At 59.9% G+C, this 16,088-nt stretch carries 9 protein-coding genes; 4 read left to right on the top strand and 5 right to left on the bottom strand.

The genetic code is table 11. The annotated features are described in order from the left end of the window. Positions 1-6: 6 nt before the first annotated feature. The 4 genes from HLH36_RS15555 (at position 7) to HLH36_RS15540 (ending at position 6,175) form a co-directional block, all read left to right on the top strand. A complete protein-coding gene (locus HLH36_RS15555; protein ID WP_182987321.1) occupies positions 7-645 on the top strand; it encodes a phosphorylase family protein in 639 nt (212 codons plus the stop codon). A gap of 226 nt (positions 646-871) precedes the next feature. Next, positions 872-2,107: an acetate/propionate family kinase gene (locus tag HLH36_RS15550; RefSeq protein WP_182987255.1), complete on the top strand. Its 1,236-nt coding sequence runs from the start codon at positions 872-874 to the stop codon at positions 2,105-2,107. Positions 2,108-2,141: 34 nt separating this feature from the next. Beyond that, positions 2,142-4,523, top strand: coding sequence for a phosphoketolase family protein (locus HLH36_RS15545; RefSeq protein WP_182987254.1), 2,382 nt, complete (start codon positions 2,142-2,144; stop codon positions 4,521-4,523). A gap of 233 nt (positions 4,524-4,756) precedes the next feature. Next, a complete protein-coding gene (locus HLH36_RS15540; RefSeq protein ID WP_182987253.1) occupies positions 4,757-6,175 on the top strand; it encodes a glycosyltransferase family 2 protein in 1,419 nt (472 codons plus the stop codon). 100 nt (positions 6,176-6,275) lie between these two features. Here HLH36_RS15540 and HLH36_RS15535 read toward each other — a convergent pair whose 3' ends face one another. The 5 genes from HLH36_RS15535 to HLH36_RS15515 form a co-directional block, all read right to left on the bottom strand. Continuing rightward, a complete protein-coding gene (locus HLH36_RS15535) occupies positions 6,276-7,676 on the bottom strand; it encodes a hypothetical protein (RefSeq protein ID WP_182987252.1) in 1,401 nt (466 codons plus the stop codon). Between the two features lie 332 nt (positions 7,677-8,008). Continuing rightward, on the bottom strand, positions 8,009-9,112 hold the full coding sequence (locus HLH36_RS15530; RefSeq protein WP_182987251.1) for a glycosyltransferase family 61 protein: 1,104 nt from the start codon (positions 9,110-9,112) through the stop codon (positions 8,009-8,011). A 107-nt stretch (positions 9,113-9,219) separates the two neighbouring features. Next, a complete protein-coding gene (locus HLH36_RS15525; RefSeq protein WP_182987250.1) occupies positions 9,220-12,168 on the bottom strand; it encodes a glycosyltransferase in 2,949 nt (982 codons plus the stop codon). A gap of 26 nt (positions 12,169-12,194) precedes the next feature. Continuing rightward, on the bottom strand, positions 12,195-15,212 hold the full coding sequence (locus tag HLH36_RS15520; RefSeq protein ID WP_182987249.1) for a glycosyltransferase: 3,018 nt from the start codon (positions 15,210-15,212) through the stop codon (positions 12,195-12,197). A 30-nt stretch (positions 15,213-15,242) separates the two neighbouring features. Next, the gene (locus HLH36_RS15515) at positions 15,243-15,659 is read right to left on the bottom strand and encodes a hypothetical protein (RefSeq protein WP_182987248.1); all 417 of its coding nucleotides are present in this window, start codon (positions 15,657-15,659) and stop codon (positions 15,243-15,245) included. Positions 15,660-16,088 lie beyond the last annotated feature (429 nt).

Raw genomic sequence — 16,088 nt, 5'->3', positions numbered from 1 at the left:
GTCGGGATGGAGGCCGAGGCCGCGTTGGTCCGCGCTGCCTTGCCTGCCGCGCGGGCCAGTATCAGCGGTGCCACCGCCGAGGGGGCGCGGGCCGCTGTCGATGAGTTGGTGCGGCACGGGGTGGATGCGATCCTGTCGTTCGGGCTGGCGGCCGGGCTCGATCCCGATCTCCGGCCCGGCGCGGTGCTGGTGCCCCGGCATGTGCGGCTGCCCGATGGGCGGATTCTGGCGGCGGCGTCCTCCCTGCGGGCTTGGCTGGGCGATGGGCGGCCCGACCGGGTGGGTACCGACCTGCTGCACAGCGACGACATCGTGGCGACCGCCGGGCGCAAGGGGGCGCTGTTCCGGACGACCGGTTGCGCCGGGTTGGACATGGAAAGCGGCTTCGTCGCCGAAGGTGCGGAACGGGCCGGTCTGCCGTTCGCTGTGCTGCGCGTGGTGTGCGATCCGGCGGGCCGCACCCTGCCGCCGGCGGCAGTGCTGGCGCTGCGGCCTGATGGTGGGATCGGGCTGGGAGGGATTCTCCTCAGTGTCCTGCGTCGGCCTGCCCAGATTCCCGCCCTGATCGCGTTGGGGCGCGATGCGGCGCAGGCGCGCAAGCGGGCTGTGCGGGTGTTGGGGGATATCGTGCGGGACGGGTCTTAAGGGTCTTCTTTTTCTGAAGAAAAAGAAGCAAAAAGACTTTTGTTCGTTTGGCATCGTACGAAGCCCGTTGGATTTCCCCTTTGAAAATCAAAAGTTTTTTTGTTCTTTTTTTTCAAAAAAGAACGGGAACGCTTGCCTCGGGAATCTTGATACGGGTCAATGATCCATGTCCCAACCGGGCGTTAGGGTACGTGGCATAGCGGACAACACAGGGAACCATGCTTCCATGGCGACGGCAATTCTTGCGCTCAATGCCGGCTCTTCCAGCGTAAAGTTCACCCTGTTCCATCAGGAGCCGGGGACCGAGGCACGCCGCATTGCGCATGGCCAACTGGAAGGGCTGCATACCCATCCGCATTTCCGCGCCACGGGGGCTGACGGCGCGGTGCTGGTCGATCAGACCTGGCCGGAGCCGGCCCCGGAGGGTGAGGACCCGCATCATGGCCCGGTGGCCAGCCTGCTGGACTGGGTGACGTCCCATCTGGGGGATGTGCCGCTGCTGGGGGTAGGGCATCGGGTGGTCCATGGCGGGGCCGAATACGCAGCCCCGATCCGCATTACGCCCGAGACCCTGGCGCGGCTGGACGCGCTGACGCCGCTGGCGCCGCTGCACCAGCCGGCCAGCCTGGGGCCGATCCGCGCCCTGCTGGCGCTGCGGCCCGGCCTGCCGCAGATCGCCTGTTTCGATACTGCCTTCCACCACACGTTGCCCGCCACCGCGACGCGCCTGCCGCTGCCCGCCAGTTATGACGCCAAGGGTGTGCGGCGGTATGGGTTCCATGGCCTGTCCTACGAATATATCGCATCAACTCTGCCTGGCCTGTCGCCCCGGCTGGCGGCGGGGCGGACGATCGTGGCGCATCTGGGCAACGGTGCCAGCCTGTGTGCGATGGCGGCGGGGCGCAGCATCGAGACCACGATGGGCTTCTCGGTCCTCGATGGGCTGGTGATGGGCACGCGCTGCGGCCAGATCGATCCGGGCGTGCTGCTGTACATGATGCGTGCCGAGGGGCTGGACGCGGCGGGGATCGAGAAGGTGCTGTATCATCAGGCCGGCCTGCTGGGCCTGTCGGGTGTGTCCAGCGACGTGCGGGACCTGCAGGACCGCGCGGCTGGCGATGCGGCCGCCCGTGAGGCGCTGGAGATGTTCACCTATCGCCTGGTGCAGCAGATCGGCGGCATGATCCCGGTGCTGGGCGGCCTGGACGGGCTGGTCTTTACCGCCGGGATCGGCGAGCATGATGCCGCCATCCGTCAGGCGGCCTGCGCCCGCCTGTCCTGGCTGGGCGTGCGGCTGGACCCGGCCGCCAACGATGCCCATGCGGCCGTGATCAGCACCCCGGACAGCGCGGTGGAAGTCCGGGTGATTCCGACGGACGAGGAAAGCATGATCCGCCGTCACGTCGCGGCCAGCCTGATGCCGGCCCGGCCTGATGGAGGCATAGTCCCGGCACGGGCATGACGCCGGCCGGAAACGTCAAAGGGAAGGAACGAAAATGAACGAGCCCCTCTCGGAGGCCCCGTCGGTCGCGCCTCTTTCGGAAACCGAACTCGCCCTGTTCAATCGCTGGTGGCACGCGGCCAATTACCTGTCCGTCGGGCAGATCTATCTGATGGCCAATCCGCTGCTGCGCGAGCCGTTGCAACTGGAGCATACCAAGCCGCGCCTGCTGGGCCATTGGGGCACCACGCCGGGGCTGAATTTCCTCTGGCTGCATCTCAACCGCATCATCCGGGCGCGCAATACGTCCGTGCTCTTCATCGCCGGGCCCGGGCATGGGGCGCCGGGCATCGTCGCCAGCACCTATCTGGAAGGCACCTACAGCGAATATTTCCCTGAAGTATCGCAGGATCTGGAGGGGCTGGGGCGGCTGATGAAGCAGTTCTCGTTCCCCGGCGGCATTCCCAGCCATGCGGCCGCCACCACGCCGGGTTCGATCCATGAGGGCGGCGAGCTGGGCTATTCGCTGTCGCACGCCTATGGCGCGGCGTTCGATAATCCGGACCTGGTCGTGGCCTGCGTGATCGGCGATGGCGAGGCCGAGACCGGGCCGCTGGCGACCTCGTGGCACAGCAACAAATTCGTCGATCCCGCGACCGATGGCGCGGTGCTGCCGATCCTGCATCTGAACGGCTACAAGATCGCCAACCCGACGATCCTGGCCCGCATCGCGCCCCGTGAACTGGCGGCGCTGCTGCGTGGCTATGGCTATGAACCGATCTTCGTCGAGGGGCATGATCCGGACCCGATGCACCAGAAGATGGCGGCGGCCATGGATCTGGCGTTCGACCGCATCGCCGCCATCCAAAAGGCGGCGCGCGAGGATGGAAAGACCGAGCGCCCGGCCTGGCCGATGATCGTGCTGCGCAGCCCCAAGGGCTGGACCGGCCCGAAGGAGATCGACGGGCTGCGGACCGAGGGCTACTGGCGGTCGCATCAGGTGCCGTTTTCGGACCTGACGCATCCGGGCCATCTGCAGGCGCTGGAGAGCTGGCTGCGCAGCTACAAGCCGGAAGAATTGTTCGACGAATCCGGGCGGCTGTTCCCCGAGATCGCGGCCCTGGCGCCCGCCGGCACGTTCCGGATGAGCGACAACCCGCATGCCAATGGCGGCCAGTTGAAGCGCCCGCTGCGGCTGCCCGACATTGCCGATTATGCGGTTGCGGTTACCAGCCCGGGGCACGAGATCGGCGAGAGCACGCGCGTGATGGGCGATTGGCTGCGCGACGTGATGAAGCTGAACCTGGAGTCGCGCAATTTCCGGGTCCTGTCGCCCGACGAGAACAATTCCAATCGTCTGAATGCGGTGCTGGATGTGACAAACCGGGCGTGGAATGCCGAGACGTTCGATTACGACGACCATCTGGCGCGCGATGGCCATGTGATGGAGATCCTGAGCGAGCACACCTGCCAGGGATGGCTGGAAGGCTATCTGCTGACCGGGCGGCACGGCTTCCTGTCCTGCTACGAGGCCTTCATCCACATCATCGATTCGATGGTGAACCAGCACGCCAAATGGCTGAAGACGGCGGCCGAAGTGCCGTGGCGCCGGTCGATCGCGTCGCTGAACTACCTGCTGACCTCGCATGTCTGGCGCCAGGACCATAACGGCTTCAGCCATCAGGACCCCGGCTTCATCGACCATGTGATCAACAAGAAGGCCGAATTCGTCCGCGTCTATCTGCCGCCCGATGCCAACACCCTGCTGTGGACGACGGCCCATTGCCTGCAAAGCTGGGACCGCATCAACGTGATCGTGGCCGGCAAGCAGCCCGAGCCGCAATGGCTGGGGCTGGATGACGCGATCCGCCATTGCGAGGCGGGAATCGGTATCTGGGAATGGGCCAGCAACGACAAGGGTGGCACGCCCGATGTGGTGATGGCCTGCGCCGGCGATGTGCCGACGCTGGAAACACTGGCGGCGGTGAAGCTGCTGCGGGAGCATGCGCCGGACCTGAAGGTGCGCGTGATCAACGTCGTGGACCTGATGACGCTGGATTCCCCCAGCCAGCATCCGCATGGGCTGGACGATGCCAGTTTCGATGCGCTGTTTACCCTCGATCGGCCGGTGATCTTTGCCTTCCATGGTTATCCGCAACTGATTCACAAGCTGATCTATCGCCGGGCGAATGCGCGGAATTTCCATGTCCACGGTTTCCGCGAGGAAGGATCGACCACGACGCCGTTCGACATGGTGGTGCGTAACCATCTCGACCGGTTCCATCTGGTGTCGAACGTGATCGACCGCGTGCCGGGGCTGGCCACACGGGCCGCCTATGCCAAGCAGGCGATCCGCGACAAGCTGGTCGATCATACCCGCTATATCGCGGAACATGGTCGTGACCTGCCGGAAATCGAGGCCTGGCGCTGGTCGTAAGGCCAGTAGGCGGCGTGGCGTCTTGTTGCCGCGTCGCCGCCTTAGCGCAAACTGCTGAGCTGTTTTCCACCATATCCATCTGATACGGGCTGGTTATTCCGGCCCGTCCCCTCGGTCGCAAACCATTTGTAAAGATGAATCTGGTTTGAATGTCCGATCTGTTCCGGTCCGCCGGACAGGTGGAATCCGCCCCGATTCCACGGCGATGACGGAATGCGTGATGGATGGGTGACATGAAACTGGTCGGCGTAACAAGAACCTTGAACGAAAATGATATTATCGAATCCGTCATTCGGCATCATCTGGCCTTGGTCGACCATGTTATTGTGATGGACGATGGAAGTAATGATAATACGGCGGAAATTGTCTATTCACTGATCGAAGAAGGCTTGCCCATTTCCATTATAGAGAGGAGGTGTGTGATATTTGATGAAGGAAATAGAAATACCGTATTATATAATCTAGCAAAAAATAAGTTTTGCGCTGACTGGGTTCTGTTTTTCGATGCGGATGAATTTGTGGATGTCAGGCGCGTCGACAATGACCTGAAACGCTATCTGGAGGGGATTCCGGAGAATTTCGATAGCGTTTCACTGGATATGTTCAATTATACCGACAGTATTTTTGACGACGGTAATGAAAGAAACGTTCCACGCAGGCTTTTGTGGCGGACAAAAAATCCTCTCGATGTCTTCAAGGTTATCGTCAGAGGGAATCTCGAAGGGGTGGTTTCCATTCATGCGGGAAACCATTGCGGATATCTGGATGGCGTACCGATGAACTCCTTGAGGTCGGACAATGTCTTTATCTCTCATTATCCCAGGCGGTCGGGATGGCAGGATATCTATAAGTGGGTGATAGGACGGCTGAAAATTACCGCCGCAGGCAGAGCGGAAACAGAAAAGGGGACGGGAAGCCATTACATCCATCCATTCAATGTTTTGGTCAATAATACTGAAGCTATATTAAAAAATAATGATTTTTTTTTCGTCAAGCCGAATCCGAATTTATTCGAAAAAGACTCCGGTTTTTATCTGGGAAGTGAACTGAAATATACCGGAATCGTGGACTACAAGGATAAGTGCATCCAGATGGTGCTTAAATACACGATGGAGCTAGCTAGGGATTTTGGAAAAATAATAGACGAATACCCTGATATATCGAATCGGGTTCGAGGAGATCATTTCCAGAGAAGAGAGATATATGGAGAGATGCCTGCATTGCCGGAATATGAAGGACATATCGAGACATCGCAGAGTTCCGTCGATCCTGTTTGGGCAATCAGAAAAAATACGAAGGATGATTCTTCTCTGCTGATCAATGGTTCGATGAGACCAGACAATTACAACCACACTGCCAATCAGGACACTCCATGGTGGAGTGCCGATTTCGGTCAGGGCATCGCCCTGAAGGAAATAGTAGTCGTCAATCGCTTCGATCAGGAGGGTGTTAAGGACAGGCTGTTTCCGTTCGATATCATTCTTGAAGATGGGAATGGCGAAACAACTGTCCGGTCTATTGGCAGTGGAACGACAGCCAGCAGGGAATGTGTTGCGATAAAAGGAATAGATAAAAACGTGAGAAAAATGACGATATCCCTTCCGGGATGCGGTCGGTATCTCAGTATTTCGCAGGTGCGGTTCTTTCTATAGGGCTCGCACACCGTTCGATCATCGCTTTCAGTTCGTGGGGCCGCCCGTTATTCCTACTGTCATTCTATACGGGCAGTACTCTAAAAAATCCGAAAATGTTTTACCTAAGATGATTGTTCATGGCATCCGTCCACGTCCGGATATCCAGATGGTAGACGGCGAATACGCCTTTCAGCTGGTTGAGTCGGCAATCGGAGCAGAATGCGATGGTTCCGTCCGGCACCGATCGGACAAGAAGCTCCCTTTTTCTGTGCGTGCCGATATTGATGTAGCCGGTGGCGCTGATATCCCCGCGTGCCGCCATATCTCCGTTGGTGTGGATATCTCCGATCGACGAGATGCCCTGGCTTCCGAACTTGGCGTCACGACGAATACCAACTTCTGGATCGGTATAGGTATCGTAGAAAAAATGACTTTCGTGCGTCGCAATGACCGCGCCGGAACGCAGGGAGTCTACAATCAGGTTGCCGTCTCCATCGGTGGTGATGCGCCCGGTGTCGAGCGCGGATGAGCCATCGACCTTCAGGTTTTGTCGAATTTCGGCATTGGCATTCCGATCGAACGACAGGGCCATCAGATTATTGACAATCCAGTCCAGTCGAACGGTTTTCTTGTTCAAACCGAAATATGTATCCTGTCCCTGATCCAGGACGATTCGCTGGTTGTCGCCAAGCCAAAGGCCAGGAGCACAGGTGCCGAGATCGTTCGGATCTCGGCAGGCTGGGGTGGCCGCCCATGATGCGAAGGCCGCCTTGTTGAATTTTCCCGATATATTAACTGGAAAATTGAAAGAATTCTGACCTGCGGCGATCTCGAGACCCTCGTTCACCGTCATGCCTGCTTCCGATTTTACACCGCCGATCGTGATCATCTGGACCATGCGATTTTGATGAACGTCCTTTCCATCTGCATAGAGATCGACTTCCATGCCCAGCATGCCGCCGCCATCCTCTGAACCGGTCTCGTCGCGAACACCGATATCGGCGCCATTTATGAGGTTTCGACGGCCGTTGCCATCTGCCAGCGCATCGGATGGCCGTATAGCGAAGAAATTGCCTGCCGAATTATTGTCCCAACCTGCATAGCCGCGCGCGATCATGATCGAATTGACACAATAGTAAGGTTGTCTGGTTTGCATCGCGCTCTGGTCACACTCGGCCTTGAGCGCATTGCTTCCGCTGCCATTCGTTGCATCCATCGGATGGGTCATGTGATGATGCAGGAACATGACGGGTGACTCGTCCTGCCAGTTGTTGGAACGATTGACGTCCAGGCCTCCGTTATCGTTCGAGATCATCAGGGTCTGGCTATCAGGGCTGGAGGCAGGTATTGGGCCCTGCTGCCGTATTGAGCCGTCCTGATGGATGAGAACGTCATGTCGGCCGTCTGGTCGGGACCCCGGACCACCGGGGTGTGTTCCCAAGGTGCCCGATGCCGCGGCGAGGGTGCAGGACGATAGCCCGACGATGAGGATCATGTCTCTGAAACGCGTGTGTTTCATTACCTGCAACCATCCCTGATAGAGCGGGAGGCGTCTTGCGAAGTCATCCTGCCGGCATATCCTTCGCGCGCCCCTCGCCCGAGGATCAGAAAGACACACCGGGCGTAAAGTGGCGAGGCATCCTCGCTCGGCTCGACCTTTCAAGCAGCCTTGGAAGCTGGATGATCGGGCAAGGATCTTAACGAATGCATATCGGACCGTAGGACTGATGCTGCTTGTCGCAAAATTTCGCAGTTAAGCGATTCACTCGGCAGAAAGTCTGCCCGGAACATTGCGATGCGAAGGCTTAGCAAGCCCTTTGCCGGGTCGGGGCATGATGGAAGAATATGCCTTTAGGACAGATACTGACTTGTTATTCTTTCGATATTTCGGATGTCGATCTTGGTTCCGTGTTCAGCACCATTCAGGTAGTAGGCTATTGTATGCCCTCTCAAGTTGGAAATGTAGGATTGGATTGCGTTCAGCCATCCGATACAAAGCACTTTTGCACCTCTGGGTGAGAAGATGGTATTGTGAAGACCGGAACCGAAGACACCTACTATTCTTGTTGCACGAGAAAAAATGTAGATTTGCTCTTTGGGGGTGAGTTGCTCGGGGTATATGATCTGGTATCCGATGCCGGAATAAAAATATTCCAATTCAGCTTCGTTTTCGACAGCGCGTTCGCTGGCACGTGCCAGTCTTCTGGATAAATAGATTTTCTTATTTTCTTCGTTTTGAGAAATAATTTTTATTTTACGAATCGATTCGCCGACTAAGCAATTCATTTCCGGATGGAAGATATATCCTCGATTGAGAGTCGAGATCATGATAAAGGATCTTGCTTTAATGACGATGTTTTCGTGATCGTAATATATTATATCGCCTTTATTTATGAAAAGATCAACAAAGTCATGCATCCATATGGGAATGGATTTGGGAATGGCGACTTTGAAGCGTATGCCTATTTCCTGAAGTTTGGTATAAGCATAGATTTTCGGAAACATTTCCAGAAGAACATGTCCGTAGACGAAAGGATAATTGATCAGGATTACGATGGGTTCGTCATGGAAGACCGGCTCGGAACTTTTATTGAAAATGGATCCTCGCCAGCTTTGCGGAAGAGAATCAATAATGGCGCCGGAGACGAATGTGGAATAAATATTTGAATTTGAGAAAATATCGTTGGATTCATTTCTTATGAAGCCTGCGCTACCCAGGGTGAGATTTTTGCCGGGAAGGCAATAATACTCTATACCGGGAACAAAATCCCGTCTGTGGTGACTGTCGATGATCGTCCTGTCCCCGATGCTATCCTCATTTAAAATGGCAGGGGGGGGCGCGCTCAGAAGAGGGTTTCCGTAGGCAATTTTATGGGGCTCCGGCAGGTATCCGAAATCTTCCAGCCTGTCCGTGGGGTGGAAATGTATGTCGAACCACCCGTTTGTCTCGGTCATTGCAGGTCTCTTGTCTTTAAGAAATGGCTTTTGCATCTGCTAATGTGTGGAAGCTACGGCATGGTGTCGGGAGGGCCCGGTGAGGTAAGGATGGATGGATTCTGTCTTCAGTCGAGGAGCGATTCCAGAATGTCGAGAGATGTACTCTTCCTGTTTTCCATGAAGATTCGGTGAACTGCATTTCGTCGCAGCGTGTTCCATAATGCTTCGTCCGTGTAGCTCTTATTCATGGCAGCCGCGAACGTGCTTGGGGAATTGCTCGGCGCGCAGGCGAGATCCGATCCGGCGGTCCAGCGGATCTGCTGGCAGAGGAGGTCGGTGGCGACGATGGGAAGGCCATGGGCGGCGGCTTCGTGAATCTTGTAGGGAATGCCCGCCGCGAAGCGGGTCGGGGCGATGAAGACGCGGTGCGATTCATAGAGTGGGCCCAGGTCTTCGATGAAGCCGAGCAGGTCGAAGCGTGGGTGCGTCAGGATCGAAGCGAGGTCGATGCCCTCCGCGAGATGGCCCGCGACGCGGATTCGGGCCTCGGGGGGAAGAAGGTGGCCATATTCGGGTAGAAGTTGGTCGTTCAGCCATGTCAGCGCGTCCAGATTGGGGGATTGCGGGTTCTGGATCGCGCCGACGAATAGGAAGTGTGCACGGGCGGCGAAGGAGCGGGGCTGCGGGGCGGGCGTTTTGACATGACCCAGTACCGCGACCGCGCAATGCACCTCCGGGGCGAGCAGGTCGGCTTCGGCCTGGCTGACGGCCACGAACCGGTCGATGAAATCTGTGGCGCGGAATTCATGGCGCAGCATGGTCGCCAGCGTGGGCAGGTCCGGCCGGTTCTCCAACTGCATCCGGCCCCGTTCGCGTAGCGAGGCGATGGCTTCGGTGTCGAGAATGATGCGGCAGTCCGTGAGCGCGGCGCGGCAGGCGGCGATGATCGGGCGCAGGCGGGCGGCATTATGGGTCCGGCCGATCCACAGGACATCGTAATAGCCCGATCGGGCGTGCAGGAAGGCGTCCAGGTCGGCGATTCCGCGGTCCCAGATGATTTCCGCGCGGTCGGGCAGGTCGCGATAACGGCCCGCCGGGGCCTCGCGCGGCGGGAAGACCGGATAGACGGTCACATGCAGGCCCAGATCTTCGACCATCAGGCGCACGATGTCGTTCGAGCGGGGAAAGCCCGCGCCGATGGCCGGTTGGGGCAGGTAATCTTCGATGAACAGGACGTGTTTTTGCGTTCTGGTACTGGTGCGGGCCCTTAGCAGGTTCGCGCTGTCCCGCGTGTAATACCCCGCGATCTCGTCGCGGTGTCTGTGGAAGAACCTGCCGATATTCCGGCCCAGGATGGTGTCGATGTCCGCCGGATTACCGCTGCCGGACTCGTAATGCAGTACGGCCACGTCGGGGTCGTAGAGCACGTCGAAGCCTTGCTGGCGGATCCGGACGCAGAGGTCGGTGTCCTCATAATAGGCCGGGCTGAAATGCGGATCGAAGCCGTGGAGTGCCTTGGCCAGTTCGGTACGGACCATCAGGAATGCGCCGGAGCAGAAATCGACCGCCCGCGCGTAATTGGCTTCGGGGCAGAGCGGGGAGGCGTCGCGCAGATAGCCCGATGTGGTGCCGTCATTCCAGATGATGCTGCCCGCTTCCTGAAGCTGGCCGGTGGTGCGGATCAGCTTCGCCCCGACGGCGCCGGTGCGGGCCTCCTGCCGCAGGCGGTGTAGTGCGGCCGCGTTCGCGCCTGGGAAGACCTCGACATCGTTGTTCAGGAACAGCACATAGGGTGCGGCGACCCGTGCGAGTCCGGCGTTGGAGCCGGCGAGGAAGCCGATATTGTCGGCCAGCCGAACGATGTCGAGCCCGTGGACATATCGTTCGATCCGGCTGGTCTCGTCTCGCGAGGCGCCATCGATCAGGATCACCTGCATCGGCCCCGGATAGGTGGCCCGCAGCGAGGACAGCGCCGTCATGGTGAAGGCGAACTGGTCGTGGACGACCATGACGACGCTGAAATCGGGAAGGTCGCAGGAAAAATCGAGAGGACGGGCCATCAGGGTGCTGGTGCGTACATCGGCCAGCAGGCGAAAGGCGCGGCGGCAATGCAGTTCGGCGCTTTCCGCAGGTTTCTTGCCGTCCGGCAGCGTGCCGGAGAGGGCGGCATAGGCGGCGAAGGGGGTAGGGTAGCACCCCAGGCCGATCGCCTCGATTACGCCGGGGTCCTTTGCATAGGCGGCGAGATCGACCTGCGGATGGGGGCGGCGTGCTTCCTGCTGGCCGTATTGCAGAAAATGCGCGTAGCCGTTGCGGAAAGCGCCCGTCGCAACGGCTTGGGCCACGTCCGGATGGCTGGTTGCATAAAACCGTTCGGAGAAGAACGGCAGGGGATCGAAAGCGGTTGGCGCCGTGGTGATCAGGTAATGGCGCAGGGGGTGTCCCCACTCCTGTATCTGGTCCGAGACGGCGGGATACGCCCGCAGATACCAGACGGGATCGAAGAACCAGGATGTCCGGCGGGCGGCGTTCTCTGGCGCGTGCAGGTTTTCCATGAAGGCGATGAATGGGCCGAGCCGCGTGTCATGGAGGAAATCCGGGTTTTCCTTGAGGAAGAGCGCGCTGGAAAAGAACAGAGAGGCATCCCGGCCTTCCCTGGCGCCGTAGGACAGGAAGTGATCGTAGCCGTTGCGCAGGCCGTGATGGGCAACCTCCTCCAGCGACAGGCCGAGCTGGGTTTTCCGATAGAAGAGCTCGTCGAAAAAACCGTTCGGATTGTGGTCCCTGAAGCCTTCCGCGCAATAATGGGCGAAGCCTGACGGGACCTGGTGTGCGCGAATAGCCTCGTCTATGTCTGCATAGGCCTGGCGATACCATTCCTCGTCGAAGAACGGGTTGGGGGAATGGCCCAGGGGTTCGCCGCATTCCTTGTAGAAGGCCAGGATGTCCGCCTCGTCCCGCAGGTCGGCGATGGCGGGGATGAAGGCATAGCGACGACGATACCACGCGGCGTCGAACCGCCACCATGCGGGCTTCGCGGCTGGTTGTTCCGTCGGCTGGTCCATGGGCGTCATGATCGCGTCCTTGTCGTCGGCCTGGGTCAATGGATGCGGAGCAGCCAGGGTGTCAGCAGCACGGTGGCCAGGGAGGCGATGGGCAGGTGCAACGGCACGGTCAGGCCGGTGCCCGTTGCCCTGATGCGTGCGGCCGGCGCGCCGATATCGAAGGTGATGACCGGCACATTCTGCCGCCAGAATTCGGTCAGGATATAGGACCAGGTTTCCGGCCAGATCGCGGGCAGGAAGCCCCAGTCGCACGGGTGGCGCCGGATGAGGGCGGCCAGTTCATGCTCGCCATAGCGGCCGGTGATCTCGACGACGCCGGTGGCCAGTAGCCTTGCATCGTCACAGGTGTAGCCGATGATGACGAAGCGCATCGGCAGGGCGTGGTCCGCGACATGCCGGGCCAGCGCGAGCAGGATATTATAGCCCTTCTCGATCCCGATGGCGCCGATCAGGAGAATGCGCCGTATCTCGTCCGGCGCCTTCGGCAGGAAGGTCGCGGGGCGGGTCGGGACGGGCGGTTCCCATTGGCCCAGGGTGATTGGGGCGTCGATGTGGCGGCGATAGCGGTCCGCGACGTCCTGGCAGGAGGCGATGATGGCGCCGGCGCGCCGGAACAGATCGTCGCTCAGGTCGCGCAGCAGGTCCAGGGGGGCGTCGTCGCTGTTCAGGGGCCCCAGATCGGCGATGCAGCGCTGGCAGACATCGCGCGCCGGCTCGCCGCAATAAAGATTGTTGTGCGACACCAGTGTGATGCGCGGGCAGAACCAGGAATAATCATGCAGATACACGGCATAATCGATGCCGCTGCGCGAGACCCAGTGCACGTCGCGGATTCCGGCCCCGATATAGCTGTGGATTTCGATCCTGTCGCACCCAAGGGCGCGCAGCAGCGTATGCAGCTCCGCGCCCTGTCGGGGCAGGGTGATGTTGGGATAATCCTCCGGCAGGAAGGGGATGACCCGCCAGCCTGCATCCTTCGCACCGTTGCCCGCACGGTGGGGTGAGACGACCAGCGGCACATGGCCGGCCGCCAGGTTGTCGCGTGCGCGCTCCGTCACGAAACGCTGGACGCCGCCCTGCCGGTCGTGGGTCAGCAGCGCCACCACGGGACGTCCGGCGATGGCGTGGCGCAGGCGGGCCAGATCGAGGTCCCGGCGGAACGCGCCCAGCGGGTCGCGCGCCAGCCATTCCTGCACCATGCGGTCGTATCCGGGGTGCAGCCCGTTGAGAATCGCCAGGTTGCGGCGGACCAGATCGCTTTTGACGGCACTGAAGGATTGTCCTTCCGCGTGGCCGACGAAGGTTTCCAGGCAGGCCACGTGCCGCCAGCCCAGGGCGGCGGCGCGGCGGCTGAAATCATTTTCCTCGCCATAGCCCTGGGCGAAGACGTCCTCGCGCAGCAGGCCGGTCTGATGCAGGCATTCAGCCCGGATATACATGCAATAGCCATGGGCGGTCGGCACGTCGATCAACGCATCGCAGCCGCATGCCGCGAGCTGTTCCGCCGTCTCGATCACCTCTTCGTAGGAGGGCACGGGATTCTGGCCATCCGCGCTTGGATAGCTGAAAATCGTCGCCGCGTTCGAGAGCGGCGTGGCCGTGCCGATATCGGCTGCGCGATAGACGGTGCGCCGCAAGGCGTCGATCCAGTGCGGGGGCGGCAGCGTGTCGCTGTTCAGCAGAATGGCGTCCTCGTCCCGCTCCACGGCGCGCAGGCCGCGATTGGAGGAGAAGGTGAAGCCGCCATTGCGGGCATTGGTCAGGACCGTCACGCCATCCAGCGTCGCGAGCGTATCGAGGAAGGCGGTGATCCGCTCGTCCGGCGAGCAATCATTGATGATAACGACACGTTCGTTCGCGCCACGATGCTGCAGCACCAGCGTGATGCAGGTCCTGGTGACCTCATAGCCGCGATAGACGGGAATGATGACCGCGACCTTGCGGGTGGGGATGGCCGGCGCGTCGGCCTCGGGCACCGCGAAGCGCGGCGCGTACAGGGTCGGGAAGGGCTGATTGAAGGTGGGCCGTGCGGAAGCGGGATACGCGCTGGCGAACCGCGTGGCGACCCATTCCGCCTGTGTGCGGGCATAGCGCCCGCCCGCGAGCGGATCGATCGGGCTGCCGTATAGCGCGCGGCCGAAGCGATCGGTGACCGTGACCGCCGGCGTCGTGGGACCTTCCATGTCCTGCCATGGAAGGAGGAAGTCGGTGCGCGGTTTTTCGGCCTGGAGCAGGCTGTCCTGCGGCCCGTCATCGGGCGGGCCGATTTCTCCGTCGAACAGCGTGCGGTTGTCTTCGACGGTCCGCACCAGGATGTGGTCGGATGCTTCCAGATTGTTGGGGTAGCGGCACCAGCCGCTCAGACCTTCCGCGGCGCCTTCGACGAATCCTTCGAAGGTCCAGACCGTTCGGCTGTCGATGCCGCTGCCCAGCAGGCCGCGACCCTCGTGCAGGATGTCGATGCGCGGCAGGTGGGGCGGCAGGACGAAATTGCCGATTTCCCAGACCTGGTATCCGGGCGGGCGTGCCAGGAGGGCCAACTCGGCGGATTGTTCCTCTCCGTCATGGCGCAGGACGAGGTCGTGTGCGGCATGTTCCGGCAGGCCGGCGACAAGGCGCCCGTCGGGCAGCATGGCGCACCAGCCCGAACAGCGATTGGCCTCGGCGATTGCGCTGAAGAGCGGGAAGGCGATATCGGGAAAAATGACGGCGGTTTCACGCAGGAGTGCCCGCAATTCGACAAAGGCCCGGTCAGGGGCGCCGAAGCGCATGCGGGTGATCAGCAGGAAAAACCGGGCCAGCGGCGAGAGGGTGACCGAGGAGAGAAACTCGAAGGCCTCCGACGCGCGTGGCTCGTCCAGCGCCAGCCGGCAGAATCCGATCCCCAGCGTGATGTCGCGTGCGCTCGGATGGGAGCGTTGCAGATATTCCAGCCGTGGCAGGAGGACTTCGGGAGTTTCCGAAAGATCTGCCAGCCCGTCATGACGGGACGAGAGAACGCGGCCGTGCCGGTCGGACATGTCCCGCACAAAGCGGTTGATCGTCTGCTCCATTATGCGCTGGTACGTTCGGTCGTATGGACGTTACGCGGCACAGAAGCTGCGCCAGGTGTCGTAGACAGGTTCCAGCGCCCGGGAGGGTGCCCGCAATTCCGCGCGGCCGACGCTCAGCCAATGCATCTTGCCGTTCGTCCACTCGCCGCGAAGGACGGACGCGGCGACATCGGGATTATTCTTCAGGTACCATTTCTCGTCGAATTCCTTGCCGTCCGTATCGCGGCCTTCGAAAAAACCGACCCGGATGAAATGGTCATGGCCGCTTTTCAGTTCGCCGCGATGGATCGCTGCATCCACATCGGGATTCGCGCGCAGATAGGCCGTTTCGTCGAACGGAACGGTCTTCAGGTAGGAGGTGATCAGGAATTTGAAAACATTTTCCGGAATAATAACTTTTCCGTCTTCGCTTTTTAATAGCTTTTGAATCGAAGAATAAAGGATCACGATATTCCTCCAGATGAAAGTGACTTTAAATGGATGTCACTTTCATCTGGATATATGTTCAAAGTAAATATAAGGTAAAAATTTTCGACATTTTATGCAGAAATAGGGTTTCTGTCGGAAATTTCGTGCGGGCGAAGAGTGAATATTTGGTAAATGAGGAGTTTTTATTTATCCACAGGCATATGAAAAATGGGGTGCATGCCTTTTTCCGTTCTTTTGTGCAAAGGAACGATTGAAGCTGTGCCGGATGGTTCGGGCTGTTCGGTTGGCCTTTCTTCCGTTTTCGGGACCGGAAAGAAAGGCGATCCGATTACTCCTTGAAGGCGCGGGCGAGGACGTTCTGCTTTTCCAGCGAGACGGGCAGTGCGGTGGCGGTGACGGCCACGCCCTGCCAGCCCGCGCCCATGGCGGTGTAGAGATTGACCGCAT

The organism is Gluconacetobacter aggeris (genome assembly GCF_014174395.1).
GTDB lineage: Bacteria > Pseudomonadota > Alphaproteobacteria > Acetobacterales > Acetobacteraceae > Gluconacetobacter > Gluconacetobacter aggeris.
The sequence above is the reverse complement of the archived record's forward strand: the minus strand, read 5'-3'. Positions and strand labels throughout refer to the sequence as shown.

What these genes read in the sequence shown, in the direction of transcription:
- HLH36_RS15540 (WP_182987253.1), top strand. Translation starts at nt 4,757, where the DNA reads ATGAAACTGGTCGGCGTAACAAGAACCTTGAACGAAAATGATATTATC.
- HLH36_RS15530 (WP_182987251.1), bottom strand. Translation starts at nt 9,112, where the DNA reads ATGACCGAGACAAACGGGTGGTTCGACATACATTTCCACCCCACGGAC.
- HLH36_RS15555 (WP_182987321.1), top strand. Translation starts at nt 7, where the DNA reads ATGGAGGCCGAGGCCGCGTTGGTCCGCGCTGCCTTGCCTGCCGCGCGG.
- HLH36_RS15535 (WP_182987252.1), bottom strand. Translation starts at nt 7,676, where the DNA reads ATGAAACACACGCGTTTCAGAGACATGATCCTCATCGTCGGGCTATCG.
- HLH36_RS15550 (WP_182987255.1), top strand. Translation starts at nt 872, where the DNA reads ATGGCGACGGCAATTCTTGCGCTCAATGCCGGCTCTTCCAGCGTAAAG.
- HLH36_RS15525 (WP_182987250.1), bottom strand. Translation starts at nt 12,168, where the DNA reads ATGACGCCCATGGACCAGCCGACGGAACAACCAGCCGCGAAGCCCGCA.
- HLH36_RS15545 (WP_182987254.1), top strand. Translation starts at nt 2,142, where the DNA reads ATGAACGAGCCCCTCTCGGAGGCCCCGTCGGTCGCGCCTCTTTCGGAA.
- HLH36_RS15520 (WP_182987249.1), bottom strand. Translation starts at nt 15,212, where the DNA reads ATGGAGCAGACGATCAACCGCTTTGTGCGGGACATGTCCGACCGGCAC.